This window comes from Desulfovibrio sp., from assembly GCF_018379785.1.
Classification (GTDB): domain Bacteria; phylum Desulfobacterota; class Desulfovibrionia; order Desulfovibrionales; family Desulfovibrionaceae; genus Desulfovibrio.
Genome location: NZ_JAGZUV010000004.1, coordinates 1 through 25,438, shown reverse-complemented (window position 1 = coordinate 25,438; position 25,438 = coordinate 1). Strand labels below are relative to the sequence as shown.

The 25,438-nt window shown below is 60.5% G+C and carries 20 protein-coding genes; 8 read left to right on the top strand and 12 right to left on the bottom strand.

What is annotated here, in order from left to right; all coding sequences use genetic code 11:
* Positions 1 to 553: 553 nt before the first annotated feature.
* From KH208_RS01465 to KH208_RS01455, 3 genes are all read right to left on the bottom strand, one after another.
* The gene (locus tag KH208_RS01465) at positions 554 to 1,393 is read right to left on the bottom strand and encodes a DMT family transporter (protein ID WP_291433194.1); all 840 of its coding nucleotides are present in this window, start codon (positions 1,391 to 1,393) and stop codon (positions 554 to 556) included.
* Positions 1,394 to 1,615: 222 nt separating this feature from the next.
* Positions 1,616 to 2,710 (bottom strand): DUF362 domain-containing protein, encoded by a 1,095-nt coding sequence (locus KH208_RS01460; protein WP_291433192.1) that lies wholly within the window; start codon positions 2,708 to 2,710, stop codon positions 1,616 to 1,618.
* A 94-nt stretch (positions 2,711 to 2,804) separates the two neighbouring features.
* On the bottom strand, positions 2,805 to 3,929 hold the full coding sequence (locus KH208_RS01455) for an alanine racemase (RefSeq protein WP_291433191.1): 1,125 nt from the start codon (positions 3,927 to 3,929) through the stop codon (positions 2,805 to 2,807).
* Between the two features lie 246 nt (positions 3,930 to 4,175).
* On the opposite strand from KH208_RS01455, the gene upp reads away from it, so the two are divergent.
* From upp to KH208_RS01440, 3 genes are all read left to right on the top strand, one after another.
* Entirely contained in the window at positions 4,176 to 4,802 is a 627-nt protein-coding gene (gene upp / locus KH208_RS01450; protein WP_291433189.1) for a uracil phosphoribosyltransferase, read from the top strand.
* Positions 4,803 to 4,860: 58 nt separating this feature from the next.
* Positions 4,861 to 6,120, top strand: a complete 1,260-nt coding sequence (locus KH208_RS01445; protein WP_291433187.1) for a uracil-xanthine permease family protein — start codon at positions 4,861 to 4,863, stop codon at positions 6,118 to 6,120.
* Between the two features lie 110 nt (positions 6,121 to 6,230).
* On the top strand, positions 6,231 to 6,392 hold the full coding sequence (locus tag KH208_RS01440; protein ID WP_062251748.1) for a hypothetical protein: 162 nt from the start codon (positions 6,231 to 6,233) through the stop codon (positions 6,390 to 6,392).
* 266 nt (positions 6,393 to 6,658) lie between these two features.
* Here the strand turns inward: KH208_RS01440 and KH208_RS01435 are convergent, their stop codons facing one another.
* The 3 genes from KH208_RS01435 to KH208_RS01425 form a co-directional block, all read right to left on the bottom strand.
* Positions 6,659 to 7,939, bottom strand: coding sequence for a TRAP transporter large permease (locus KH208_RS01435; protein WP_291433183.1), 1,281 nt, complete (start codon positions 7,937 to 7,939; stop codon positions 6,659 to 6,661).
* A 9-nt stretch (positions 7,940 to 7,948) separates the two neighbouring features.
* Positions 7,949 to 8,428 (bottom strand): TRAP transporter small permease, encoded by a 480-nt coding sequence (locus KH208_RS01430; protein WP_291433181.1) that lies wholly within the window; start codon positions 8,426 to 8,428, stop codon positions 7,949 to 7,951.
* Between the two features lie 127 nt (positions 8,429 to 8,555).
* Positions 8,556 to 9,527 carry a DctP family TRAP transporter solute-binding subunit gene (locus KH208_RS01425; RefSeq protein ID WP_291433179.1) on the bottom strand — a complete coding sequence of 324 codons (972 nt, stop codon included), beginning with the start codon at positions 9,525 to 9,527 and terminating at the stop codon, positions 8,556 to 8,558.
* A gap of 409 nt (positions 9,528 to 9,936) precedes the next feature.
* Here KH208_RS01425 and KH208_RS01420 point away from each other — a divergent pair, with 409 nt between their 5' ends.
* Together KH208_RS01420 and KH208_RS01415 are read left to right on the top strand one after the other, a co-directional pair.
* Positions 9,937 to 11,274 carry a deoxyguanosinetriphosphate triphosphohydrolase gene (locus KH208_RS01420; protein WP_291433177.1) on the top strand — a complete coding sequence of 446 codons (1,338 nt, stop codon included), beginning with the start codon at positions 9,937 to 9,939 and terminating at the stop codon, positions 11,272 to 11,274.
* Between the two features lie 305 nt (positions 11,275 to 11,579).
* Positions 11,580 to 12,035: a hypothetical protein gene (locus tag KH208_RS01415; protein ID WP_291433175.1), complete on the top strand. Its 456-nt coding sequence runs from the start codon at positions 11,580 to 11,582 to the stop codon at positions 12,033 to 12,035.
* A gap of 71 nt (positions 12,036 to 12,106) precedes the next feature.
* Here the strand turns inward: KH208_RS01415 and tatA are convergent, their stop codons facing one another.
* The 6 genes from tatA to KH208_RS01385 form a co-directional block, all read right to left on the bottom strand.
* Positions 12,107 to 12,301, bottom strand: a complete 195-nt coding sequence (gene tatA / locus KH208_RS01410; protein WP_291433173.1) for a twin-arginine translocase TatA/TatE family subunit — start codon at positions 12,299 to 12,301, stop codon at positions 12,107 to 12,109.
* A gap of 56 nt (positions 12,302 to 12,357) precedes the next feature.
* The gene (locus KH208_RS01405; protein WP_291433171.1) at positions 12,358 to 12,642 is read right to left on the bottom strand and encodes a hypothetical protein; all 285 of its coding nucleotides are present in this window, start codon (positions 12,640 to 12,642) and stop codon (positions 12,358 to 12,360) included.
* A gap of 42 nt (positions 12,643 to 12,684) precedes the next feature.
* Positions 12,685 to 13,212 (bottom strand): DUF1269 domain-containing protein, encoded by a 528-nt coding sequence (locus KH208_RS01400; RefSeq protein ID WP_291433169.1) that lies wholly within the window; start codon positions 13,210 to 13,212, stop codon positions 12,685 to 12,687.
* A gap of 306 nt (positions 13,213 to 13,518) precedes the next feature.
* Complete coding sequence (locus KH208_RS01395; RefSeq protein ID WP_291433168.1) at positions 13,519 to 14,799, bottom strand: cytochrome c; 1,281 nt, start codon at positions 14,797 to 14,799, stop codon at positions 13,519 to 13,521.
* 9 nt (positions 14,800 to 14,808) lie between these two features.
* Positions 14,809 to 16,587, bottom strand: a complete 1,779-nt coding sequence (locus KH208_RS01390) for a GMC family oxidoreductase (protein ID WP_291433167.1) — start codon at positions 16,585 to 16,587, stop codon at positions 14,809 to 14,811.
* 3 nt (positions 16,588 to 16,590) lie between these two features.
* Positions 16,591 to 17,433 (bottom strand): gluconate 2-dehydrogenase subunit 3 family protein, encoded by an 843-nt coding sequence (locus KH208_RS01385; RefSeq protein WP_291433165.1) that lies wholly within the window; start codon positions 17,431 to 17,433, stop codon positions 16,591 to 16,593.
* A 359-nt stretch (positions 17,434 to 17,792) separates the two neighbouring features.
* On the opposite strand from KH208_RS01385, the gene KH208_RS01380 reads away from it, so the two are divergent.
* The 3 genes from KH208_RS01380 to KH208_RS01370 all read left to right on the top strand — a co-directional run.
* Positions 17,793 to 20,015, top strand: a complete 2,223-nt coding sequence (locus tag KH208_RS01380) for a type I secretion system permease/ATPase (protein WP_291433163.1) — start codon at positions 17,793 to 17,795, stop codon at positions 20,013 to 20,015.
* Entirely contained in the window at positions 20,012 to 21,370 is a 1,359-nt protein-coding gene (locus KH208_RS01375; RefSeq protein WP_291433161.1) for an HlyD family type I secretion periplasmic adaptor subunit, read from the top strand. The genes KH208_RS01380 and KH208_RS01375 overlap by 4 nt, the downstream gene beginning before the upstream one ends.
* A 23-nt stretch (positions 21,371 to 21,393) precedes the next feature.
* Positions 21,394 to 25,438: VCBS domain-containing protein (locus KH208_RS01370; protein ID WP_291433159.1), on the top strand; the 4,045-nt coding region annotated here is incomplete at its 3' end.

Sequence of the window (25,438 nt, the reverse complement as noted above, 5' to 3'; positions counted from 1 at the left end):
CGCGCCCAGCAAGCTGGCACGGATACGTTTTTTCTTTCCATGTATCCTCATAGCTGCTTTCCGGGAAAACGACAATGCCGGCGGCCGATCCGGCAATCCATAAGCACACATGTCCAGGCCGGGACGATTGCCTTTCGGTCTTTTCGAGGAGGGAATGGTCGTCGCCCGGCTTGCGCCACAAGGCATCCGCCTTTTTGCAGGAACAACATCAATGGGAATATTCAGAACCATATGCCGCCGGCTGGAACAGCACAGCGGGGATGACGGGTGCGGAGCGGTTCACGTATTTCATATGCGTGAACCGCTCCGCAAGGAATTACAGACAAATCCTTGCCGCGAAATGCGGGCAGGCGGGCCTTGCTTGCCGCAGACGGGCATTTCAAGTGTTAAAGGGTCTTGTCGGGTGCGGCGCGAATGAAAAAAAGAACATGGCGGACCGGAATTCAGACAGCCTCGCTGCGGTTTTTTTGCGGCAGGCATGCAGGCCGCGCGAGGAGGAGTTCCCCAAAGGATGCGGTCGGCGCATGCCGGTGCGCCGTCCACCGGACGCGGCTCAGCCCATACGCAGAATCATGGCCCCGCCCATGACCAGCAGGATGGCCAGCACGCGGACGACGGAAAGTTTTTCGCCCAAAAACAACACAGCCATGATCATGCCGAAAATGACCGACGTTTCGCGCAGGGCGGCCACCAGAGCGATGGGGGCCACGGTCATGGCCCAGATGGCGATGCCGTAGGAACCCAGACCGGCCAGGCCGCCGCTGATGCCGACCGCGGCCCGTTTGCGCAGGTAGCGCAGGTATTCCGTGCCGTAGCGGGACAGCACATAGATGTGCAGGGGAAAGATGTTCAGGAAGAATATCCAGCAGGTGTAGCTCACGCCGTTGCCGCTGGCGCGCGCGCCGTAGCCGTCGGCAAGGGTGTAGCCCATGATGACGAAAGACGTGCGCAGGGAGTAGAGAATGCCTTTGAGGCTGGCTTTATGGCTGAATTTCTGCTCCAGGGCCAGCGTCAGAATGCCCGAGCAGAGCAACAGCACGCCGCCCCAGCCGGTGAGGCTCAGCGGAACCCCCATAACGCAGAGCACCAGGGCCGTGAGCATGGGCGCGCTGCCGCGCATGATGGTGTAGCCCAGGGAAAGGTCCGTCACCTTGTAGGCTTCGGCAATGCAGATGTAATACGTCAGGTGGCAGCAGCAGGAGAGCGCCAGGAGGCCCCAGGCGCTTTTGTCCGGCACGGGCAGGAAAGGCAGAATGCAGAGCGCGCCCAGGCCGCCGCCCAGGGCGTTCATGGCGGATTCAAAAAGTTTGTTGTCCCCGCCTTTGACGATGATGTTCCAGGATGCGTGCAGCAGGGCCGCGCCGAGTACAAGAAGAATGACCTGGCCGGACATGGGAGGCGCTCCAGTAGGGGGATGGAACAAAAAACGGCGGCGGACCGGACAAGACCCGCCGCCGCGTTGCCGTCTAGTACCATGTACTACTTAAAACTTCGTTTTAAGTAGTAAGATCGCTTCGCTGAAAACGTGGTTTTCAGCTCGCTCACGGCGGCTTCGCCGCCGCGCCGGGCTTGCGCCCGACGGTTAGTACCGTGCAACTTTAAGCGTTACACGGTACTAGATTTTTTCCAGCTTGTATTTGCGGCTGCCCAGGCCGAGCTCCTCGCCGTAGCTGAGCTGGACGTCGCCACGGGTATTGGGCCAGCGGGCCGTGAACTTGTCGGGCGCGCCGCTGTCCAGTTTCGGGTCCAGGCCGGGGGCCTTGTTCACCATGTCGAAACAGGCCTGATCCAGGGCCACGGGATCAGTGGAGGCCAGAATGCCCAGATCCGGCACCAGGGGGGCGTCGCTCCAGGCCACGCAGTCGCAGTCCGGGGTGACGTTGAGCACAAAGTTGATGTAGCAGATCCGCTTCTGGCGGCCTTTGACCACGCCGTAAGCGTATTCGGTCAGGCGTTCCATGAACGGGGTCATTTCCGTGGCCCAGTCGATGTTGATGGCCTTGACCGGACAGACCGTGATGCACTCGAAACAGCCGATGCAGCGGTTCACGTCCACCTGGCTTTTTTTCTTGCGCAGGCTCAGGGCCTTTTGCGGACAGGCCTTGACGCATTTGCCGCAGCCCACACAGGTTTTTTCGTCCACCTGCACGTGGGTGGCGTGCTGGTCCTTTTTGCCGAGCACCGAAGCGCCGCCCATGGCCAGATTTTTGATGGCGCCGCCGAAACCGGCCATCTCATGGCCCTTGAAGTGCGAAAGCACCACCATGGCGGGCGCGCGGCGGATTTCAGTGGCGATGTGAACATCCTTGAAATGCTTGGCCTTGATACGTACGGGCACGTCGTTCTCGCCGTACAGGCCGTCGGCTATGATGACCGGGGCGCGCACCACCGAAGGCACGAAACCGTGCAGATAGGCGGTCTGAAGATGATCCACGGCATTGTGGCGGCTGCCGGAATACAGGGTGGTGGTGTCCGTCAGAAAGGGTTTGCCCCCGGCATCCATGACCTTGTCCACCACCTGGCGTACCAGGGAAGGATTGAGATGGGTGTCGTTGCCGTATTCGCCGAAATGGAGTTTGATAGCTGTGAGGTCATTTTTTTTGATGACTTTTTTCAGGCCCACGGCGTCGCAGAGGCGGGCCACCTTGGCGATTTTGCTGTCCTCAAGTGAACGGCTGTGCATATCCGCATAATAGACGGTGGCTGGCATAGGATCCTCCCTCCATTGTTTTGTTTGTTATTCTGGCATGACCGCCTGTTTCAGGCAAGCGAAGCGGAGAGGTGCGACGTGCCCCGGCGCGGGGTCACCAGCCCCGGCAGCGGGACCAGACGGCCGTGATTTCCTGCCCGCGGCAGACGTGGTAGGCGTCAAAAGCGGCGGCCGTGGCGCAGGCGTGCACGGGCAGAATGCGCAGCAGGGTGCCCATGGGCAGGGGCGGGCACTGGCCCTCGCACGCGGCGATGATGCCGTGCTCCTGATTGGTTTCCGCCACACGCAGGCCGGGCAGCGGCTTGCCGTCGGCATCGCAGACCAGGCCGTACCCCTCCCGGACGAAGCGCCCCGGCAGGCCCGTATCGCGCGACAGGGCCATCCAGCCCGCGTCCGCCACCAGATTGCCGCTGTCTTTCCGGCGGCCGATGACCGTGCAGAGCACGGACAGGGCGATGTCCTCCGGGCGGCAGACGCCCAGACCGGCCATGACCAGATCCTGAAACATATAGACCCCGGCCCGCACTTCGCTGACGCCCGTGAAATCCTCGCCGTAAAAAGCCGTGGGCGTGGAGCCCACGCTGACCACCGGGCAGGCGTGCCCGGCCTCGCGCAGGCGTTGAGCCGCGCGCACGGCGGCGTCGCGCTCCTGCCCGGCCAGGGCCGCGAAAACCTCCGGACCGGGATCGGGCAGGTCGTAGGCCGAACCGGCGTGAGTCAGCACGCCCAGCAGGTTCTGTCCGGCACCGGCCAGCAGGGCCGCGCTCTCCGTCAACTCCGGATCGTCGGGGCGCAGGCCGGAACGGTGGCCGTCGCAGTCGATTTCCAGCAGCAGATCAAAAATGTGTTTGCGCTCCCGGGCAAAGGCGGCCAGCAGGCGGGCGCCCTCCGCACTGTCCAGCAGCAGGGAGAGGCGTATGCCCCGCTGGCGCAGAGCCAGAGCGCGCGCCAGTTTGCCCGGCGTGACGCCCACGGCGTAGCAGATGTCCGTGACGCCGTGTTCCGCGAAATATTCGGCCTCCGCCAGGGTGGAGACAGTGATGGGCCCCTGCGGTGAGGCCATGCAGAGCCGCGCCACGTCCATGCTTTTGCAGGTTTTGCAGTGCGGGCGCAAAACCACGCCCGGAACACGCAGGCGCTCGTCCAGGCGGGCGATGTTGCGGCGCAGGCGGGCTTCATCCAGGAGCAGGGAAGGGGTGGGCAGATGGCGTAAATGCACGGGCGCTCCTTTGGGGGAAGTCAGCGTTGCCATATCCGGATGGCTTGGCGCTGAAACGAGGTTGGCGTAAACGGCTATCGCAAAAGCCCGCGTCTGTAAACCGGGGCGGGGAACCGTGGAAAAGAAGGAAAGTTCCGCGCCGTGCGGGCTTGACACGCTTTCACTGACGGCATAGGCTTAACAAGTTAAGAATTATAGTAAAAACAATCCATTATCATCACTTCATCCTCTTGACAGGAGATCTGCATGGCCGTCTACGTGGTTGATCATCCTCTCGTGCGCCATAAGCTGGGCATCCTGCGCATGGAGTCCACCTCCACCCGCGAATTCCGCACCGTAGCCAACGAAGTGGCCCGCCTGCTGATCTATGAAGCCACCAAAAATTTCCGTACGGAAAAGCACATGGTGCGGGGCTGGGCCGGGCCGGTGGAAGTGGAGGCCATTTCGGGCAAGAAAGTGACCGTGGTGCCTATCCTCCGGGCGGGGCTCGGGCTTATGGACGGCGTGCTGGACATGATCCCCGGCGCGAAGATCAGCGTGGTGGGCCTGTACCGCAATGAAAGCACGCTGGAGCCGGTGGAATACTACGTCAAGCTGGCCAAGGACCTGGAGCAGCGCCTGGCCATCATCCTGGACCCCATGCTGGCGACGGGCGGCTCGCTGATCGCCGCCATCGACCTGCTGAAAAAGCACGGCTGCCGCCGGATATGCAGTCTCAATCTGGTCTGCGCGCCCGAGGGCATTGCCAGGGTCGAGGCCGCGCACCCGGATGTGGATATCTACACCGCCGCCATCGATGACCATCTCAATGAAAACGGTTACATTATTCCGGGCCTGGGCGACGCCGGGGACCGCATTTTCGGCACCAGGTAGAGCGGACCGGCTTTCCCAGGCCGGGCCGTTGCGGCGAACCATAACCGGGAGCGGGCGCATGCATGCGGACAGCGGGCAACACGGCGGCATGGACACGACCTATAATCTGCGCCTGCGGGATTGCCTGCTGGGCGCGCAAATGCTTTTTGTGGCCTTCGGCTCTCTGGTGCTGGTGCCGCTGCTCACCGGCCTGAACAGCAATGTGGCCCTGTTCACGGCCGGTGTGGGCACCCTGATCTTTCAGATCTGCACGCGCGGCAAGGTGCCTATTTTTCTGGCCTCGTCCTTTGCCTTCATCGCGCCCATCATTTACGGCGCGCAGACCTGGGGCATGGCCCTGACGCTGGGCGGGCTGTTCTGTTCCGGCCTGGTCTACGTCCTTCTGAGCCTGCTGATCCGCTGGCGGGGCATGGGCATCATTCTGCGCCTGCTGCCGCCCGTCGTCACCGGCCCGGTGATTGTGGTCATCGGCCTTGTGCTCGCGCCCGTGGCCGTGAACATGGCCTTGGGCAAGAGCGGCGACGGCGCGCAGCAGCTCGTGCCGGAAAATACGGCCATGATCATTTCCATGGCCTCCCTGGCGGCCACGGTGCTGGTTTCCCTGCTGGGCCGGGGCTTTTTGCGCCTGGTGCCCATTCTTTGCGGCATTGGCGTGGGGTTCGGCACGGCCCTCTGGCTGGGCGTGGGCGGCTGGGACAAAGTGCTGGCCGCGCCCTGGCTGGCCCTGCCCGCCTTCACCTTTCCGGAATTTTCTCTGGAACCCGTCCTTTTCATTATTCCCATCACCCTGGCCCCGGCCATTGAGCATTTCGGCGACATCATCGCCATCAGCTCGGTCACGGGCCGGGATTATCTTAAAGATCCGGGCATCAAAAACACCATGCTCGGCGACGGCCTGGCGACCATGGCCGCCTGCGCCGTGGGCGGACCGCCCAATACCACCTATTCCGAAGTCACCGGCGCGGTGACCCTGACCCGCGCCTTCAATCCCGCCGTGATGACCTGGGCCGCGCTCTGCGCCATTCTGCTCTCCTGCGTTTCCAAGCTGGGGGCCTTTTTGGCCTCCATTCCCACGCCGGTCATGGGCGGAATCATGATTCTGCTTTTCGGCGCCATCATGGTGGTGGGCCTGAACACCCTGGTGCGGGCCCGCGAGGATCTCATGGAAGCGCGCAATATGGTTATTGTGGCGCTGATCATCATTTTCGGCGTGGGCGGCATGCAGTTCAGCATCGGCAGCTTCAAGCTGGGCGGCATCGGCCTGGCCGCCGTGACCGGCGTGCTGCTCAATCTGTTTCTGCCCCGGCGTCGGGAATAACGAGCGGCAGGCGGCGTCGGCCTGAAATCAGGGCTATGTCTTTTCCGTCAAGCGTGCTAGACTTTTTTTAACGCTGATTCGCAGCGTACATATATATGGAGGTATGTACCATGACGGAAAAAAAAGATGATGGATACACCACCTGCCCGGTTTGCCACGGCAGCGGCAAGAATAACGACGGTTCCGCCTGCTATGAATGCGGCGGCAGCGGCCAGCGGCAGAATGCCTGCCAGGTTCCCGAAGGGCCGGAGCACACCGGCGTGTGCGATTAGTGAGATGTCACGCTTCACCTGTCGGTTCAGCGTGAAGATCGCAGAGCAAAAAAACGCGGTTTTTGCTGTGCTTGCGCCGTCTGTGGCGGTGCAAGCCCTTTGCGGGTTTGCGGCATGTGTCGCTTGACGCGACACCAGAGCATTTTCATGCTGAGTTGACGGAATACGTATGCCAGAAAAAAGCGGCGGGGAAACCCGCCGCTTTTTGTGTCGCGGGCTTCCCCTGCTGATGCGGGGGAAGCCCGTCTGTTCCGGCCGACGCTTCGTCAGCGCAGCAGATCGGGCAGGAAGGTGATGATGGACGGGAAGTAGGTCAGCAGCACCAGGTCCACCAGCAGCATGATCAGATAGGGCATGACCTTGGCGGTGACCTTGTCGATGGACAGGCCGGTGATGGAGGCCACCACAAAGAGGTCCAGGCCGACGGGCGGCGTGATGCAGCCGATGGCCAGGTTCACCACCATGAGCACCCCGAAGAACATGGGGTCGATGCCCATGCCCGTCGTGGCCACGGGCAGCAGAATGGGCGTGAGAATGACCACCGCCGCTGAGGCGTTGATCAGCGTGCCGATGAAGAGCAGCAGCACATTGACCAGCATGAGGAAGACGATGGGGCTGTCGGTGAGGGTGGCGAAGCTCCGGGCCAGCATGTGCGGCACCTGGGCGTTGGTCAGAATCCAGCCGAACAGGTTGGCCGCGCCCACCACGAACATGATCATGGTGGTGTTGTAGGCCGCGCTGAGCAGGGTTTTGGGCAGATGGGCCAGGGTCAGCTCCCTGTAGATGAAAAAGCCCACCAGAGCCCCGTACACGGCGGCCACGGCGGCGGCCTCCGTGGGCGTGAAAATGCCCGTGTAAATGCCGCCGAGGATGATCACCGGCATCATCAGCGCCCAGAAGCATTCCCTGAAGGAGCGCAGAATGCGCATGACCGAGAAATGCCCCTCGCCCTGATAGCCGTTTCTTTTGGAAATGACCCAGCTCACCACGCACATGCTCACGCCCATGAGAATGCCGGGCGCGAAACCGGCGATGAACAGGTCGGCAATGGAGGTATTGGCAATGGAACCGTAGACCACCATGGTGATGGACGGCGGAATGACGATGCCCACCGTGCCGCCGCTGGCCACCACGGCCGCCGCGAAGGAACGGGGATAGCCGCGCCGCTCCATTTCGTCGATCATGGACGCGCCGATGGCCGCTGTGGTGGCGGCCGAGGAACCCGAGAGAGCCGCGAAGAACATGCCCGCCACGGCCACCACCAGGGCGAGGCCGCCGGCCAGCGCGCCCACCAGGGCCATGGAAAAGTCAACGATGCGGCGGGTCACGCCGCCGTCGGACATGAAGGCCCCGGCCAGCATAAAGAAGGGCACGGCCATGAAAGAAAAGGAATCCACCGAGGTGAACATGCGCTGCACCACCACAATGAGCGGCATATCCAGCACGGCGTAGAGCACAATGGCCGAAGAAAGGCCCAGGGCCACGCCGATGGAGGCTCCGGTGGCCAGAATCAGCACAAAGGACGTCAGAATAACCCACAATGTCATGGCGGCCTCCTACCTCAGTTCCGCGGCGGGCGTCTTGAGGACGCGCACGAGGTTGCCGAGAACATACAACAGCATGACGCCGCAGCCGAACGGAATGACCACATACACCCAGGACATGGGGATCATCATGGCCGGCGAGGTCTGGAAATCGGCCAGCATGACCATGCGCACGCCGTTCCAGACCATGATGGACAAAAAGGCGATGGAGAAAATATCGGCAAGGATATTCAGCGTCTTCAGCGTAGCGCCCTTGACGCGGCTGGTCAGGGTTTCGATGCACATATGCCCGCCGTAACGGGCCACCAGGGGCAACGAAAGAAAAACCACCCAGACGAAGAGATAACGCGCCAGTTCTTCCCCGAAATGCGGGGTCCAGCCGAAGACATAACGCGTGATGACCTGCCCGAACACCAGCAGCAACATGGCCGCATTGGCGACAATCACCAGGGCCTTGAGCATCTTTTCTAAAAATCTGGACAATGCGATCATGAGAACCCTCCGGCTGCCGCCGCGCCGCGTCCTTTCCCCGTCCGGCGACAGCCGACGCCGGAGCGAAGTAACGTTGAAAAGTTACTTCGCTCCGGGGGAGCCCGCCGTAAAAACGAGAAATGCCCGCTTACTTCACGGCCAGAACGGCCTTGATGTTGTCGTCGCCGAAGCGCTTGGTGTAGATGTCCCACACGCCGCGCGTGGCCTTGGCAAAGGCTTCCTTGTCCACATCCTCGTTGACCCGGCACTTGCCGCTGTCCTGGATGGTCTTCAGGAATTTGCCTTCCAGGTCGCGGCAGAGCTGGCGCTGCCAGTCGCGGGTGTCCTCAGCGGCCTTGCGCACGATCCGCTGCTGTTCGGGGCTGAGCTTTTTCCAGGCGATGGTGCTGATCAGCACGGGCTCGGCGGCATAGGTGTGCCCGGTGAGGGAAAGGTACTTCTGCACCTCATAGAAGTGCTTGGTGGCGATGTGGGCCAGGGGATTCTCCTGTCCGTCGATGACGCCCTTCTGCAGGGCGGTGTACAGCTCGCTCATGGCCATGGGGGTGGGGCTCGCGCCCAGGGCCTTCATCATTTCAATGTACACGGGCTGTTCCATGACGCGGAATTTGAGGCCCTTCATGTCTTCGGGGGTCTTGATGGGGCGGACGTTGTTGGTCATGTGGCGCACGCCGTTTTCCCAGATGGCCAGGGTGATCATGCCCCGGGCCTCGCCCTTTTTGCACAGATCCATGCCCACGGTGTCCAGGGCCTTGTAGGCATGCTGCACGTCGCGGAAAATGAAGGGCAGGTCAAAGACCGCCACTTCGGGCACGAAATTGCCCAGCACGGCGGTGCCGGTGAGGGTCATGTCCACCGTGCCGAAGGTCAGGCCTTCAACAAGGTCGCGCTGATTGCCCAGCTGGCTGGAGGGGTAGACCTTGATTTCCACTTCGCCGTTGGTACGCTCTTTCACCAGGTTGGCGAAATGGTCCGCGCCCTGGCCGTAGGGATTTTCAGGCTCGGCAATGTGCCCCAGTTTCAGGGTGACGGGCGCGGCCAGAGCCAGGGATGCGCCGAACAGCAGAATGGCGGCGGCGGACATGATGGTGCGGAACATACACAACTCCCTTGTAAGAATACGAATTATGAATCCGGAGCCGGGCTTGCGCACGCGTTTCGAGAGTCACCGCAGCCCCCGCGACGGTTCCTCCGCGTGTGAAGAAAGCCACGCTCCATGCCATTTATATACTTACCTATGTAGCCTTGCTCCCCATATCTGGCAAGAAAATTCCCTGTGTATTGTTTGCATGCTCAATGAATATCCCCGCGACATACTGATGGATTTCTTTTACTGTGTGGAATAATAGTCTTTTTGCCCGCCACGGCGTCAGGGCTGTTTGCGTCGCTTCCAGAGGCCGATAGAAGGGAAAGGCCGCCTCTGTCGGGACAAAAGAAAATTGTGTAGGCTGGCGCTGACGCCATGAGGATCGTTGTCTCACATGCCCCATGCTGCCGGAGGTATGCTTATGACTGTGCATGCGGAACAATGGCAAAAATTGCTCGCCCCGCACCGGATAACCGGTACGGGAACCTGCTGTTATGAGCTGTCGGACGACAGGAACCCCTTTCTACAGGATTACGACAGAATCGTATTTTCCAGTTCGTTCCGCAGGCTTGCGAAAAAGACCCAGGTACATCCCCTGAGCCGGAACGATCATATCCACAACCGGCTGACCCACTCCCTGGAGGTAAGCTGCGTAGGGCGTTCGCTGGGCATTCTGGCGGGGCAGGCGGCGGCCGGGCGGGGAGACATGCCCCAAGGCTTTACGCCGGTGCATTTCGGGCAGATCGTGCAGGCCGCCTGCCTGGCTCACGATATCGGCAACCCGCCGTTCGGGCATGCCGGGGAATCCGCCATCCAGGACTGGTTCAAGGACGAGCAGAACGGCGGCAACTATCTGAAGGAACTCAGGGAATACGAAAAAACCGACTTCAAGACCTTTGACGGCAACGCCCAGGGCTTCCGGCTGATCAACCGGATTGAAAACAACAAGGATCGCGGCGGGTTCCGCCTGACCTTTCCGGTCATAGCCGCGCTGGTCAAGTATCCGAACTCTTCCTATGAGGCTGTGGGGAGCGATTCAAAAAAATTCAACTATTATGCGGCGGAAAAAAATATCTTCTGTCAGGTGTTTGAAACGCTGGGCCTCAGTTGCGGCGGGTTCCGCCGCCATCCGCTTTCCTATCTGCTGGAGGCCGCCGACGATGTCTGTTACCGTATTATTGACATGGAAGACGCGCGGGAGCTGCGGATCATCTCGTATGAGGACATCCTCGACGTGCTGGAGCCGTTGAAAGCGGCCCTGAACATTGACGAGGAAAAACAGAAGGCCATGGATTCCGACAGGCGGCGGGCGGGCTTTCTCCGCGCGCAGCTGATTTCGCATATCGTGCGCTCGTTGGGCCGGACCTTTGAGGACAAGTACGCGGAGATCATGGAGGGCCGCCTGGAAGGGAGCCTGCTCAAGCACGCGGAAAGCGAGGTCGCCGACTATCTGGAGCGGGCGAAAAGGATTTTTACTGAAAAAATCCTGAACAATAACCAGAAGATTTCCCTGGAGGTGGGCGCGTACAATCTGTACCGGCGGCTTCTGGACGTCTTTATTCCGGCCTGCTTCAAGGTCAAGATGAACCGCAGTCTCACTTATCAGGAGGAACGGGCGCTGCATCTCATGGGCGTGAACGCTCCGACGCACGACGACGATCTCTATCAATCATATCTGCGCGTCCTTGATTTCATTTCCGGCATGACGGACGATTACGCCACGTTCATTTCCAGGCAGTTTTCCGGCACGGCCGGTTGACGCGCAAGCGCGGCGGGAAAGAGGGCGGGCCTTTTCCCGTTCCGAGCGGGCTTGACCTTTGATTCTTAGTGTGCTTTTTTCCCAAAAGGTGCTCAAAACGCCTTTTCCGTCAGCGGTTTCCCACCCCGAGAGTTTGTGGGTTTTCTTGTGCCCTTTTGGGGCCTGCTTCCTGCATTGATGTTCCGGGTGTGGGCGAAATACAAGACCGGCTTGCCGGGAAATAGCCCGCTGTCTGACGGCAGTTTTGAGCACCCGGAGCTTTTCATTTTGGGAGCTCTCATCAAAAAAACCGTCAGGAGCGCCTTATGTCCCAATCTCTCTCAACTCCCGTTCCTTCCCCACGCCCAAGTCTTCCGGATTTCAGCGCGCTGGCCGCAAACTTGCAAGAAACCGCCCGGGCTCTGCTGGCCTTTTGCCCGGCAGGCCGGGACGGCGGCAATGCGGCGGGCACGCCTTCCCCCACGCCGGGAGGGGCGTCCGGCGTGATCCGTACCTACCTTCTTCCGGACTTCGCCGTGAAAGAGGAAAAGTGCCTGTTGGAGGAATGCGGCGCTACGGACTGGCAGGAAGCCCTGCATATGGTGCGCGGCAAACTTGAAGTTCTTTCCTGTCTGATGCGCCACTTTGATGAGGAGGAAGAGGTGGACGGCTTTTTTCTCAACCAGATTGTTGAAAACCTGATGGCCCAGCCCTTGGACATGCTGAACCGGCTTTGTTCGCTGGTGGCGGATTTCCAGGAGCCGGAACCGGAAGACAAGTAGAGCACTCAGCCGGCGGCGGTAAGGACGAAGAGCGCCGGGATGTTTTGAATCCCGGCGCTCTTCGCATGCGTTTAGCTGTCCGACTTGTTCGTATCGCTTTTTTTGCGGCTGATATCTATTTCATCCGGTTCGTTGACGGCCTGTTTGAAGTTTTTGATGGCCTTGCCGAGCCCGGCACTGATTTCAGGCAGCTTTTTCGTGCCGAACAGCAGCATTACAACCAGCAGAACCATGAGCAGATGCGGTATACTGAATAAATCCAACATAGCGGGACTCCCTTTTTAGGGTATAACCGATGCGGGGCCGGAATCGGCCCGGCTTTTTACCTATCCTGCCTTACCATACCCGCCTTCACTGTAAAAGCAAGCTGCCTGGCAGAAGACCCCGTGGCCGGGAAGAACGGCATGCCGCCCTTATTCAAGGATTTTGCGGGAAAGGTTTGGAAGAGGCGGCCGGGAGAACTCCCACACAATGCGGGCCGTGTTGCGCCTGAAGCTGAGAAAAACCGCTTCATGAAAAATGGCCGCGCGCTGTTGCCAGCGATCACGGCCACGGTCAGTTCTGAAATTGCCGCCGGGAAATGGAATACGGCGTTGCGGGCGCTCAAAGGCCGCCCTCCTTGGGGAGAGCGGCCTTTGACGGGAACGTGCTACTTGTTTTCCTGGGCCGGTTCGGCTTCCTGCTGAGCCGTGCGGGCGCTGTCCAGGGCGGCCTGCAATTTGGCCTGATCCTCATGCGAAAGCGAAGATTGCATAATGGTGCCGCCGGTGCCGCGCAGTTCGTCGAGCACCTTGTCAGTCAGGGTGGAATCGACCAGCACAAACAGGGCGGACGTGCCGGGGGTCAGTTTTTCCGCAAGCTGTTTCATGAAGTTGTCGTTGATGCCTACGTCGCTCAAGGCCCCGGCGACCGCACCGGCCCCGGCGCCGACCACAAGGCCGAGAAGCGGATTCATAAAGATCAGGCCGATGAGCGTTCCCCAGAAGCCGCCGCCGACCGCGCCGCTCGCCGTCAAATTGTACATCTGGTGCAATTTGATTTTGCCGTTCGGCTTCTTTTCGGCAATGACGGCATCCTCAAGCGAAACGAGGTAGGATTTCTGCATTTTAATGAAGTCGAGTCGAACTTCCTCAGCCTTGAATTCCGTGTCGTATGTCACGACGATTAGATTACGCATCTTAATCTCCTATATGATATTGGGCGGTATATTCTGGTGTAACGTCAACCGGGTCCGAATCTGCGCGCTGATGCGCGATTTAGGCTCTCCCAGGCAAACATCCTGCCCGTGGACGGGCGCGGGGCACCCGTGCTGATTTCTTATAAACGGATTCGTCGCTCCCGGCAATGTCTGCAAGGGCAGTGCCGTGCCCGGCCGGAATTATTTTCGCGCCTGTCAGCCGCAGGGCGGATGACAGAATCCTGTCCCTGACCGCCGGGGGCGCGTTTCGTAGAGACGCCCCCGGCGGTCAGCCTGTTGTTTTGCTTACGGTTGCGTATTCAGCAGCTTGTCCACGCTGCTGTTCCCGAAAACGCGCGGGTCCGGGAAAAGGGACTTGTCCTCACGAACTTTGCGCACGTCTTCAGCGCTTACAGCGGGAGCATGATTCCCCCAGCTGCCGCGGATAAATGTCACCACATCGGCAAGCTGTTGGTCATCAAGCCGCCAGCCGAAGGGCGGCATGGTTATGGAGGAAGGGGCGGCCTTGAAACCGGGCAGGGTTTGCCCCTGAAGAACAATGTGAATAAGCGAGACGGGATCACGGCTCAGCAGAACCGGGTTGCCGCGCAGTTCCGGGAAGAAACGGGCATAGCCGCTTCCATCGGTTCTATGGCAGCTTGCGCAGCTGTCCACATAGGCGGCTGCCCCCCGTTTGCTGTCATCGCCTTTCCACAATTGCCGGGCGACCGTCTTGTCTTCCTTGAAAGGCGCTTTGGACGGATCCTTGGCGGGAAGGGATTTCAGAAAACGCGCCATGGCAACGGCATCGTCGCGGGTCAGGTAGTGCGTGCTGGTTTCAACCACCTCGATCATCTTGCCGAAGGCGGCTGTAGGATCATTGCGCCCGGTCAGGAAGAACTCCGTCAGGTCTTCCACGCTGCGTCCGGCCAGCCCGTCCTGATTGTCTCCCCGCAGATTGATGGCTATCCAACCGGCATAATTGCCGCCGCCGGACAAAAAGTCCTTGCCCTGGCTCGCCCATTGGGCCTTTTCGACCCCCTGCGCATTTCTGGGCGTATGGCAGAAGCCGCAGTGGCCCAATCCTTCCACCAGGTAGCGGCCACGCGCCACCACCGGGTTTTCGCCGGGGGCGGGGGCAAAGGGCCTGACCTCTCGTGGAGCCGCATTGCCCATCGGTTTGTCCGGCTGGCTGACGTTATTGTCAATGGGCCGTACGCCGTGCATGAAGAAGTTATACAGGTCATGCACGTCTTCATCGGTCATGATCGCATACGAGGGAGGCATCATGACCGACATGGGGCCTCTTGGCGAGATGCCCTGCCGCACGGCCTTGTCAAAGGCGTCGAAGTCGAATCTGCCGATGCCTGTTTCCTTGTCCGGGGTAATATTGGGGCTGTTGACGATGCCGAAAGGAACGCCTCCGGCATAAGGTCCTTTGTGGTAGGTGTGGCAGGCAATGCAGTTTGACGCGCGGGCGACATATTCGCCGCGCCTGACGCTCTGTTCAAGATCGCTTGTGGCTGCCCGCGCCGTCGCGGCCACGGCAAAAACACCCAACGTCAGAACGATAAGCAGTTTTTTCATGGTTGCTCCTTACGCCAGCGGTCCGGGCTTTTTGAGATAATTTTCGCGAATGGCTTTGGCGGACCAGTAGGTCAGGGCCGCCACCAGCCCGGTGGGATTATAGCCCAGGCCCTGCGGAAAAGCGGATGCGCCGGGAACGAAAACATTGTGCACATCCCAGTTCTGCAGAAAGCGGTTGACGGCGCTGGTATTCGGATCAGTGCCCATGACGGCTCCGCCGTTCAAATGCGTCGTCTGATATGTGCCGAGATTGAAATGCTCTCCGGGGTGCTTGGGACTGCCGGTAATGAATTTGGGATGCAGCTCCCTGGCAATGATTTCCAGCTTCTTGAACATGAACCGGTTCATTTTGATGTCGTTGTCCTGCCAGTCAAAGGTCATGCGCAGGAGAGGCTGGCCATGGACCGATTTGTACGTCGGATCCAGATCCAGATAGTTGACCCTGTAGGACTGATGCGCGCCGTGCACGTCCATGGAAAGATGGTGGGTATAGTTTTTCGCCACGTCGGCTTTCCATTTGCTGCCCCAGTTGGGAGTGCCCGGCGCTGTGGGCAGGCCGGAGATCGGCTTTGTTCCGGCCTGGTTTACCCAGAACGGCGCGCCGCCCACAAAGCCGTACGGGGCGTGGTCGAAGTTGTCGGCGTTGAAGTCGTCTATGGCGACACCCGCGCCGCCCGCGCCGATAAAGGGATTGGTATGAACATTTTTGTCAAAGAAGGCTTTTATGGTGGTCATGTTCTGATACGAAAAATTCCGGCCCACGACGCCCGTATTGGTGGCGGGATCATACGGTTTGCCGATGCCGGACAACAGCATCAGATGCACGTTATGGAACTGGAAAGCCGAAATGACGACGATATCCGCAGGCTGTTCGACCTCGTTGCCCTGTGAGTCCACATAGGTGACGCCCGTGGCCGTTTTTTTGTCTTTGCTGAGGTTGACCTTGAGAACCCAGGAGTCGTTGCGCAGCTCGAACCCCGGTTCCCGGCGCAACGCCGGCAGGATGTTCACATTGGGAGACGCCTTGGAGTACATGTAACAGGCGTACCCGCTGCAAAAGCCGCAGAAGTTGCACGGTCCCATCTGGGCGCCGTAGGTATTGGTATAGGTTTGCGAGGTGTTGGCCGAAGGCAGGTCATAGGGGTGAAAGCCGGCGGATTCAGCCGCCTTGTAATAGAGCCGGGCCGAATAGGTGCGCTTTTGCGCCGGGAGCGGAAAGGGATTTGAGCGATCCGGAGCGAAGAAGTTGCCGCCCTTGCCCTTGCCGACGATTTTACCGTTGACGCTCCAGGCTGTGCCGGATGTTCCGAAGACCTTTTCAGCCTTGTCGAAAAAAGGCTCCAGCTCGTCGTAGGTGACGCCGAAATCCTGGATGGTCATTCCTTCTGGGATGAAGTCTTTGCCGTAGCGTTCCTCATAATGGCTGCGCATGCGCAATTCCATGGGAGCAACGCGAAAATGGACGCCCGACCAGTGCAGCCCCGCGCCGCCGGTGCCTGTCCCGGGCAAAAAGGCCGCGAGTTTGCGGTACGGCACGGCTGTCTGATCCTTGGCATGCCTGAATGTTACTGTACTCTTGGAAAGGTTCTGAAATATTTTATGACGAGTGTTGTAGGTCAGCTCGTCAATGCTCTGGGGGTAGGAACCCAGAGGATAGGTATCGTGGGCAGGCCCTCGTTCAAGGGCGACCACGTTCAGCCCGGCTTCGATCAGCTCTTTGGCCATAATGGCTCCGGTCCAGCCAAAGCCGATCACAACAGCATCCACTTTTTTCATTACTTTTGCCATAATTTACCCCCTTTCTCCGCTGATGGACACCGGCGGGAAAGGATATTTCTCGTTTCTTTCCACCCAATCCATAAAGTCGGCCCTTGCCCCGGGAAAACCGATGAGTTTCCAGCCGGTCAACCGCTGATTGCCCCCATGGACGGGATCGCTGAAGAAACCTTCACGGGTGTTCTGGAGCAGGGCGCCAAAAAAGACGTTGGAAGGCAGCTTTTCAAACTCCGCCTTTCCTGATTCCATCTGCTCAAGCAGTGCGTCCTGCTGCGCGGCTGATAGCTTGTTGAAGGGAGCATTATGTCTTTTGCGGGCGAAATTGTTCGCTTCCGCAATGCCGAGGCGGTAAATCTCCTGTGGCGTGAGCGGCAACTGGTAGCCGAGATCCGGAGAGGCATCCGGCCGGAAGGGGCCGTGCATGTACATTTTGGCGCCGACGCCATACGGCGTCTGCATCTGGCGGTCAATAAATTCCGGAACACCGGCCTCCAGCGCGCCGGGGCCCAGCGTGTCCTCGGGTATAAGACGGGCGACAGCCGCCTTGATGAATTCAAATTCCTCTTGGTTGAAGAACGTCGGCTGATAGCCGCCCGCGCTCTCAGCCACGGTTCCCCGCGAGGAGGACGCGGCCCTGGCGTCAAGCGCAATGCCGCCAAGCGCCAGAACGGGAGCAACGGCCATGCTCTTTATCAGAAAATCTCTGCGCGATCTTTCAAGCGTATCTTTCGACATACATGACTCCATATATTGGGGGTTAACGTAACCCCTCGAAAAACAAACCACCTTGCAACAACTCGAAACTGCGCGATAGAGTCGCGGAGACAGCGCCGCAACCGCGAAGGGCCGGACGCGCATTCTCCTGTCTCTTGCTGATTTTGGTAAGGGAGGCGTTGAACTTTAGGCTTGGGGAAATCCGAACAGAGGCTTTTGGAAGGCGTGTCGTGGGATTTTTGAAGTGTGAAGTCCAGACGCTGTGACTACCATAGTACAGCAGCAACGTATATCGACTTATGCCTATTCTCTTCGTGGTGTCAATCTGGAAACTGATTTTTTTACTAAGATTAAATTCTGCCCGAGGGCGGGAGACCCCCTCAAAAAGCTGTACAAAGGGAAAAGAACTTTTTGCCGTTCCCGGCAGGGATGCTTGCGTATCGCTTCCACAGGGTATAGAATTTCCTAATGGGGTAGAGGGCAGGGCGTTTCATTGAGCGCGCATGAGCCAGACAACAAGTCTCTTGGCTGGGGCTGAGCAGGACATCCTGCCTGAAACTATTCCTGAACGCGCGGACCATGTCCCGCCGTTCGCCCGTTCCCTGGGCACATTGCTGCGCCTTTTGGGCCGTCCCGTCTCCATGCCCTTGCTGCTGAGCGGCATTCTGGGCGGTCCCAGCGTCAACTCGCCGGAAGCCTGCCTGCGCGCGGCCCGGCGCTGGGGGCTGGACGGCCGCATTGTCCACCGCAAATCCCTGAGCGATATTTCCTCTCTGGTGCTGCCCTGCATTCTGCTGCTGGCCGGCGGCCGCAGTTGCGTGCTTCTGGGCCGCGACGCGGAGACGGCGGAAGTGGTCCTGCCCGAAGAGGGCGAACATGCCAAGCGCGTGCCCCTGGCCGACCTTGAGGCGGAATACACGGGCTACACGGCCTTCGGCAGCCTCGCCGGGCGGTTGGACGCCCGCGCCAATCTGCGCCTTCCCGTGACCAGACGCTGGTTCTGGGACGTCATCGCCCATTACCTGCCCCTGTATAAGCACGTCATCATCGCCACCGTGATCATCAATCTGCTGGGCGTGGCCAGTTCCCTGTTCGCCATGAACGTCTATGACCGTGTGGTGCCCAACCAGGCCGTGGAAACGCTCTGGGTTCTGGCCACGGGCGTGCTGTTCGCCTACCTCGTGGACTTCATCCTGCGCAATGTGCGCGGCTATTTCGTGGATATGGCGGGACGCAACGCGGACGTGGTGCTTTCCAGCAAGCTGATGAGCAAGGTGCTCAGTCTGCGCATGGAGGCCAAACCCGATTCCACGGGCGGGCTCGTCAACAATCTGAGCGGGTTCGAGGCCTTGCGGGAATTTTTCAGCTCCGGCAGCCTGGTGGCCCTCGCGGACATGCCGTTTCTGATCATTTTTCTCTGGCTCATCTCCTTCATCGGAGGGCCGCTTGTCATCGTGCCTCTGGCGGCCGTACCCCTGATGATCGGCCTCGGGCTGCTGCTGCAACTGGCGGCCCGGCGTTCGGCGGCACAGAATTATCTCTTGAATATGCAGAAGCACGCGCTTCTGGTTGAGGTCGTCCACGGCCTGGAAACCGTCAAGATCACCGGCGCGGAAAGCCGCCTGCTGTATCTCTGGGAGCAGCTTTCGGACATGTCCGCCGAAACCACGCGCCAGTCCCGCCGCTATGCCACGCTGACGCTGAGCGTGTCCGGCGGCATCAGCCAGCTGGTTTCCGTGGGGGTCATCGTCTGGGGCGTGTACCTGATCATGGCCGGTTCCCTGACCATGGGCGGGCTCATCGCCTGTAATATCCTGGCAGGCAGGGCCATGGCTCCGCTCATGCAGCTGGCGGGCATGATTTCGCGCCTGCAGCAGTCGCGTCTGTCCCTGAGCGCCCTGAATGCCATCATGGAACTGCCCACTGAGGACGACGGGGACGAGGAGCATATGGACTTCGGCCTGTTGCAGCCCGCTTTTTCCTTTGAAAACGCGGAATTCAGCTATCCCAACGCCAAGAAAAAGGCGCTTGAGGATATTTCCTTCAGCATCCGGCCCCACGAGAAGGTGGGCATTGTCGGCAGAATGGGGTCGGGCAAGTCCACCCTGGGCCGCCTCATGGCCGGGCTCTACGCGCCCCAGGCCGGGACGGTGCGTTACGGCGGCGTGGACATCCGCCAGATGGACCCGGCCAACCTGCGGGGGCGCATCGGTTTTCTGCCCCAGGATGTGACGCTCTTTTACGGCAATATCCGCGATAATATCGCCCTCGACGATCCCGGCATCGAGGATCAGATGGTGCTGCGGGCCGCGTATCTGGCCGGAGCTTCGGATTTCATCCGCGCCCTTCCCGGCGGCCTGGGCGCCCAGGTCGGGGAACGGGGCATGTCCCTTTCCGGCGGGCAGCGCCAGTCCGTGGCTCTGGCCAGGGCCCTGCTGCATGATCCGGAAGTGCTGATTCTCGACGAGCCCACCAGCAATATGGACAAGGGCACGGAACGGCTGATCCGGGACCGCCTGGCGAAAATCACAGCCAACAAGACCCTGGTGCTCATCACCCACCGGCCCGGCCTGTTGGACCTGGTGGACAGGCTGATCGTCGTTGAAGACGGCAAAATTATCGCCGACGGGCCCCGGGAGGCTGTTTTGCGCGCCCTGAACGGGCCGCCGCCCGTCCCGAAGCCGGAAAGCGGACAGCTTTCTCCGGCCGCCGGAGGCCAGGCATGAAAAAACTTCTGCACTCTTTCCGAAGCCGGACGGACCTGGGCGGCAAACAGGAAGACCTGCCCTATATGAACCGGGTGGACGCGGCCCTGCAGCGCCGGGGCGGAATCGGAGCGGTTTTTCTTTCACTGGGCACGGTGGGTTTGGTTGCGCTTCTGGTTGCCTGGGCGGCCTGGGCGGAACTGGACGAGGTGACGCACGGCCAGGGGCAGGTGGTGGCAGCGCAGCGTACCCAGGTCATTCAGCACCTGGAAGGCGGCATCCTGCGCGAGATCCTGGTCAGGGAAGGCGATGTGGTGGAGAAAAACCAGCTCCTGGCCCGCCTGGACAACCTGGGCGCGGCCAGCCAGTACCGCGACGCCATGAATAAAGCCCTTGAAAATCAGGTGGCCCTGGTCCGTCTGGAAGCTGAAAAAAACGGAACAGAACCTGTATTCAGCGCGGAACTGAGGGAAAAAGCGCCGCAGATCGTGACCGACCAGGAAGAAATGTTCCAGACCCGCCGCGACAAATCCACTTCGGAAACGCAATTGCTCGAGTCACAGTACAAGCAGCGCCTGGAAGACGTGGATGAGCAGCAGGGCCGCAAGGTGCAACTGGAGAAAACCCTGGCTCTGGCCGAAGAGCGCCGCGACATCGCCAAGCCTCTGGTGGATCGTAAGCTCTTTTCCAAGGTGGATTATCTGGACCTGGAACAGAGGGTGGTGACCTTGGGCGGAGATATCGAAGCTCTTTCCTCCACCATGTCCAAAGCGAAAGAAGCGGCCGAGGAGGCCCGGCGCAAGCTCGCCCTGCGCAAGGCCGAGATGGAGGCGCAGATTTCCGAGGAAATCAACAAACGCCGCACGGAGCTGACCTCACTGCAGGAAGTGCTTTCCGCCGGAGGCGACCGGGTAACGCGCACGGAGCTGCGCTCGCCGGTACGCGGCACGGTCAAGCGGGTGGTCGTCAATACTCTGGGCGGCGTGGTGCGCCCCGGCGATCCGGTCATGGAAGTGGTGCCTCTGGACGACACGCTGCTGGTGGAGGCGCGCATCCGTCCTGCGGATATTGCCTTTATTCATGCCGATCAGAAAGCCATGGTCAAAATTTCGGCCTATGATTTTTCCATTTACGGCGGCCTTGAAGCGCGTGTGGAGCAGATCAGCGCCGACACCATCGAAGACAGGAAAGGCGAGTATTACTATCTCGTCAAATTGCGCACGCAAAAGAACGCCATCAACTACCGCAACGAACAGTTGCCGATTATTCCCGGCATGGTGGCGAGCGTGGATATTATCTCGGGCAAGAAATCCATCCTTGATTATTTGCTGAAACCCATCCTCAAGGCACGTCAGAATGCCCTGAGAGAACGTTAATAATTTTACCATAAGGCGCTGTCATGCCTACAACACATATATTGCATCTGCCGTCGGCAGGACGTGAAACGGTTCTCGCGGGACTTTCCCCGCAGTCGCGGCTGGTGCTGGATTTTCCAGCACGCGGGGTTTTCGTGGGCAGGGAAAACAATGATCTGGTTTTCTCCCGTATTGACGGAACCCGGCTCGTGCTCAAGGACTATCATGCGCCCCGGAACATGCCCGAGGATGTGCCGCAGAATGCTCCGGCGGACGGCGCGCCGCGCGACGAAGGCCCGCCCGCCGTTGTGGTGGGTGGCCGGGAAATGACCCATCAGGCCTTTTTCGACGCGCTGGGCGAGGACGACATGCCGCAAGCAGGCGTGGTCCAGGCCAGAAACAGCGCGTATCACGAATATTCCGAGAGCGAGCTGGGCAAGGGAATTTCCGAACTCAGCGCTCTTGACAAGCGTACGGGTGAATCCGACGCGGACAAGACCTTGGGCCGCAGGGAAAACAGGCAGGACGAGCTTGCGGCGGAGCGGGCCGGACGGCTTGGCGGCGTGGATGCCCTGGGCAGCGGCTCAAACGGGAGCGGCAGCGTCAGCCCCGGCGGCGGCCAGGGCTCGGGCGGCAGCGGCGGTTCCGGCGGGTCGGGTAGCGGTGGCGGCAGCGGAGGCACCGGCGGCAATAACGGTTCAGGCGGAACAGGAGGAAACGGCGGAATCGGCAACAGCAATCCTGTCGTGGCCGCGGCTACGGCAAGCATTGCCGAGGATACGGCCAGCGTCAGCGGTAATTTGCCCTCACCCACGGACCCGGATGCCGGGGATGCTCCGTCGTTCGCTGCCCGAACCAATGCGGCGGGCCTGTATGGTACGCTCAGCCTGGACGCTTCCGGGCACTATACCTACATCCTGAACAATGCCCTGTCCGCGGTGCAGGGCCTGGGAGTGGGGGAAAGCCTCACCGACACTTTCACCTTTACGGTGTCCGACGGGCACGGCGGCACGGCCGCCAACACCCTGACCGTGACCATCAACGGCGCCAATGACGCACCGGTACTGGCCGCCACAATCGTGAACGTCGCCGAAGGCAGCGCTACCACCAGCGGCACGCTGCCCGCGCCCGCGGACCCGGATCTGCACGATGCAGCGAGTTTTGTGCCGCAGACAGGCTCGGCCGGGCTCTACGGCACGCTCACGCTGGATGCCTCGGGCAATTACACCTATACCCTGAATAATGCGCTGCCCGCGGTGCAGGGCCTGGGCGTGGGCGAAAGCCTGACGGACACGTTTACGTTCACGGCATCCGACGGGCACGGCGGCACGGCCTCCAGTACCCTGACCGTGACCATCAACGGGGCTAATGACGCGCCCGTGCTGGCCGTCACGGTAGTGGGCGTTGACAAAGACACTGCCGTCACCAACGGCAGCTTGCCCATGCCCACGGATGCGGATGTGCACGATACGGTCAGCTTCACGCCATTGACCAATGCGCCGGGCAGCTACGGCACATTCAGCGTGGACGCCGACGGCAACTATACCTATGTGCTGGACACCTCCCTGCCCGCAGTGCGGGCTTTGGGCCCCACGGACAGCCTGACCGACACCTTTACTGTTACAGTGTCCGACAATCACGGCGGCTCGTCTTCCACTGTTATAACCGTGAGCGTCAACGGCGGCAACAATGACGCGCCCAGCGTGACCGCCGCCCTGGCTTCCATTGGCGAAGATACGGCCGGCGTCAGCGGTGTGCTGCCCGCGCCCGTGGACCCGGACCTGCATGACGTTGTGATTTTCGTTCCGCAAGCAAACACGGCCGGGCTTTACGGCACGCTCACGCTGGATGCCGGCGGTAACTATACCTACACGCTGAACAATGCGCTGCCCGCGGTGCAGGGTCTGGGCGCGGGCGAAAGCCTGACCGAGACCTTTACCTTCACGGTATCCGACGGACGCGGCGGCACGGGCTCCAACACCTTGACCGTGACCATCGACGGCAGCAACGACGCGCCTGTCGTCACCGCGGCCACGGCTTCCATTGTTGAGGATACGGCCGACGTCAGCGGCACGCTGCCCGCGCCCGCGGACCCGGATCTGCACGATGCAGCGAGTTTTGTGCCGCAGACAGGCTCGGCCGGGCTCTACGGCATGCTCACACTGGATGCCTCGGGCAATTACACCTATACCCTGAATAATGCGCTGCCTGCGGTACAGGGACTGGGCGTGGGCGAAAGCCTCACCGATACCTTTACCTTCACGGCGTCCGACGGACACGGCGGCACGGCCTCCAGTACCCTGACCGTGACCATCAACGGCAGCAATGACGCGCCTGTGCTGGCCGCCACAACCGTGGACGTCGCCGAAGGCAGCGCCACCACCAGCGGCACGCTGCCCATGCCCACGGATGCGGATGTGCATGATGTGGTCAGCTTCTCGCCGTTAACTAATGCACCGGGCAACTACGGCACATTCAGCGTGGATGCCTCGGGCAATTATACCTATGTGCAGAATACGTCCCTGCCCGCACTGCAGGGTCTGGGCGCTGGCGAAAGCCTTACCGACAGCTTTACCGTCACAGTGTCCGACAATCACGGCGGCTCGTCTTCCACAGTCATAACCGTGAGCATCAACGGCAGCAACGACGCGCCTGTTGTAAGCGCGGCCATGTCCGGTATCACCGAAGATACGGTCAGCGTCAGCGGTACATTGCCCCCGGCGGTTGATCCGGATCTGCATGATGTTGCGAGTTTTGTGCCGCAGACAAACACGGCCGGGCTCTACGGCATGCTCACGCTGGATGCCTCGGGCAATTATACCTATAGCCTGAATAATGCGCTGCCCGTAGTGCAGGGCCTGGGCGTGGGTGAAAGCCTGACTGATACTTTTAGTTTCACGGTGTCCGACGGCCACGGCGGCACGGGTTCCAGCACCCTGACAGTGACCATCAACGGCAGCAATGACGCGCCCACCGTGGCGGCAGCCACAACCGTCGTTGCCGAGGATATGGCCGGCGTCAGCGGCACGCTGCCAACGCCTGTGGATGCGGATACCCATGATACCGTGACATTCCTCCCTCAGTCCAATACCGCCGGCCAGTACGGCACGCTTAATGTGGACGCCGACGGTAACTATACCTATACCCTGAATAATGCCTCGCCTGCGGTGCAGGGTCTGGGCGTGGGTGAAAGTCTGGCTGATACTTTTAGTTTCACGGTGTCCGACGGGCACGGCGGCACGGCCACCAATACCCTGACCGTGACTGTCAACGGGACAAACGACGCGCCCGTGCTGGCCGCCACAAGCGTGAACGTCGCTGAAGGCAGCGCCACCACCAGCGGCACGCTGCCCACGCCCACGGACGCGGATGTGCACGATACGGTCAGCTTCACACCATTGAGCAATGCGCCGGGCAGCTACGGCACGCTCAGCGTGGACGCCAACGGCAACTATACTTATACGCTGAATACCTTACTGCCCGCAATGCAGGGCCTGGGCGCGGGCGAAAGCCTGACCGACACCTTTACAGTTACAGTCTCGGACAATCACGGCGGCTCATCTTCAACGGTCGTGACCATGAGCATCAACGGCAGTAACGACGCGCCCACCGTGGTCGCGGCCACGGCTGCCATTGCCGAGGATACGCCAACGGTCAGCGGCACACTGCCCACGCCCGTGGATGCGGATACTCATGATATTGTGACCTTCACGCCCCAGAACAATGCATCCGGCATCTATGGTACGCTCAGCCTGGACGCCAACGGCAACTATACCTATATCCTGAACAATTCCCTACCGGTGGTGCAGGGCCTGGGCGTGGGTGAAAGCCTCACCGACAGTTTCACCTTCACGGTGAGCGACAATCACGGCGCCACGGTCACCAACACGCTGACCGTGACCATCAACGGCAGCAATGACGCGCCCGTGCTGGCCGCCACAACCGTGAATATCGCCGAAGACAGCGCCGTTGCCAGCGGTACGTTGCCCACGCCCACGGACGCGGATGTGCACGATACGGTCAGCTTCACGCCATTGAGCAATGCGCCGGGCAGCTACGGCACGCTCAGCGTGGACGCCAACGGCAACT

Coding starts and splice junctions, on each gene's coding strand:
- KH208_RS01465 (WP_291433194.1), bottom strand. CDS start 1,393: ATGTCCGGCCAGGTCATTCTTCTTGTACTCGGCGCGGCCCTGCTGCAC.
- KH208_RS01460 (WP_291433192.1), bottom strand. CDS start 2,710: ATGCCAGCCACCGTCTATTATGCGGATATGCACAGCCGTTCACTTGAG.
- upp (WP_291433189.1), top strand. CDS start 4,176: ATGGCCGTCTACGTGGTTGATCATCCTCTCGTGCGCCATAAGCTGGGC.
- KH208_RS01445 (WP_291433187.1), top strand. CDS start 4,861: ATGCATGCGGACAGCGGGCAACACGGCGGCATGGACACGACCTATAAT.
- KH208_RS01440 (WP_062251748.1), top strand. CDS start 6,231: ATGACGGAAAAAAAAGATGATGGATACACCACCTGCCCGGTTTGCCAC.
- KH208_RS01435 (WP_291433183.1), bottom strand. CDS start 7,939: ATGACATTGTGGGTTATTCTGACGTCCTTTGTGCTGATTCTGGCCACC.
- KH208_RS01430 (WP_291433181.1), bottom strand. CDS start 8,428: ATGATCGCATTGTCCAGATTTTTAGAAAAGATGCTCAAGGCCCTGGTG.
- KH208_RS01425 (WP_291433179.1), bottom strand. CDS start 9,527: ATGTTCCGCACCATCATGTCCGCCGCCGCCATTCTGCTGTTCGGCGCA.
- KH208_RS01420 (WP_291433177.1), top strand. CDS start 9,937: ATGACTGTGCATGCGGAACAATGGCAAAAATTGCTCGCCCCGCACCGG.
- KH208_RS01415 (WP_291433175.1), top strand. CDS start 11,580: ATGTCCCAATCTCTCTCAACTCCCGTTCCTTCCCCACGCCCAAGTCTT.
- tatA (WP_291433173.1), bottom strand. CDS start 12,301: ATGTTGGATTTATTCAGTATACCGCATCTGCTCATGGTTCTGCTGGTT.
- KH208_RS01400 (WP_291433169.1), bottom strand. CDS start 13,212: ATGCGTAATCTAATCGTCGTGACATACGACACGGAATTCAAGGCTGAG.
- KH208_RS01395 (WP_291433168.1), bottom strand. CDS start 14,799: ATGAAAAAACTGCTTATCGTTCTGACGTTGGGTGTTTTTGCCGTGGCC.
- KH208_RS01390 (WP_291433167.1), bottom strand. CDS start 16,587: ATGGCAAAAGTAATGAAAAAAGTGGATGCTGTTGTGATCGGCTTTGGC.
- KH208_RS01385 (WP_291433165.1), bottom strand. CDS start 17,433: ATGCGCGTCCGGCCCTTCGCGGTTGCGGCGCTGTCTCCGCGACTCTAT.
- KH208_RS01380 (WP_291433163.1), top strand. CDS start 17,793: ATGAGCCAGACAACAAGTCTCTTGGCTGGGGCTGAGCAGGACATCCTG.
- KH208_RS01375 (WP_291433161.1), top strand. CDS start 20,012: ATGAAAAAACTTCTGCACTCTTTCCGAAGCCGGACGGACCTGGGCGGC.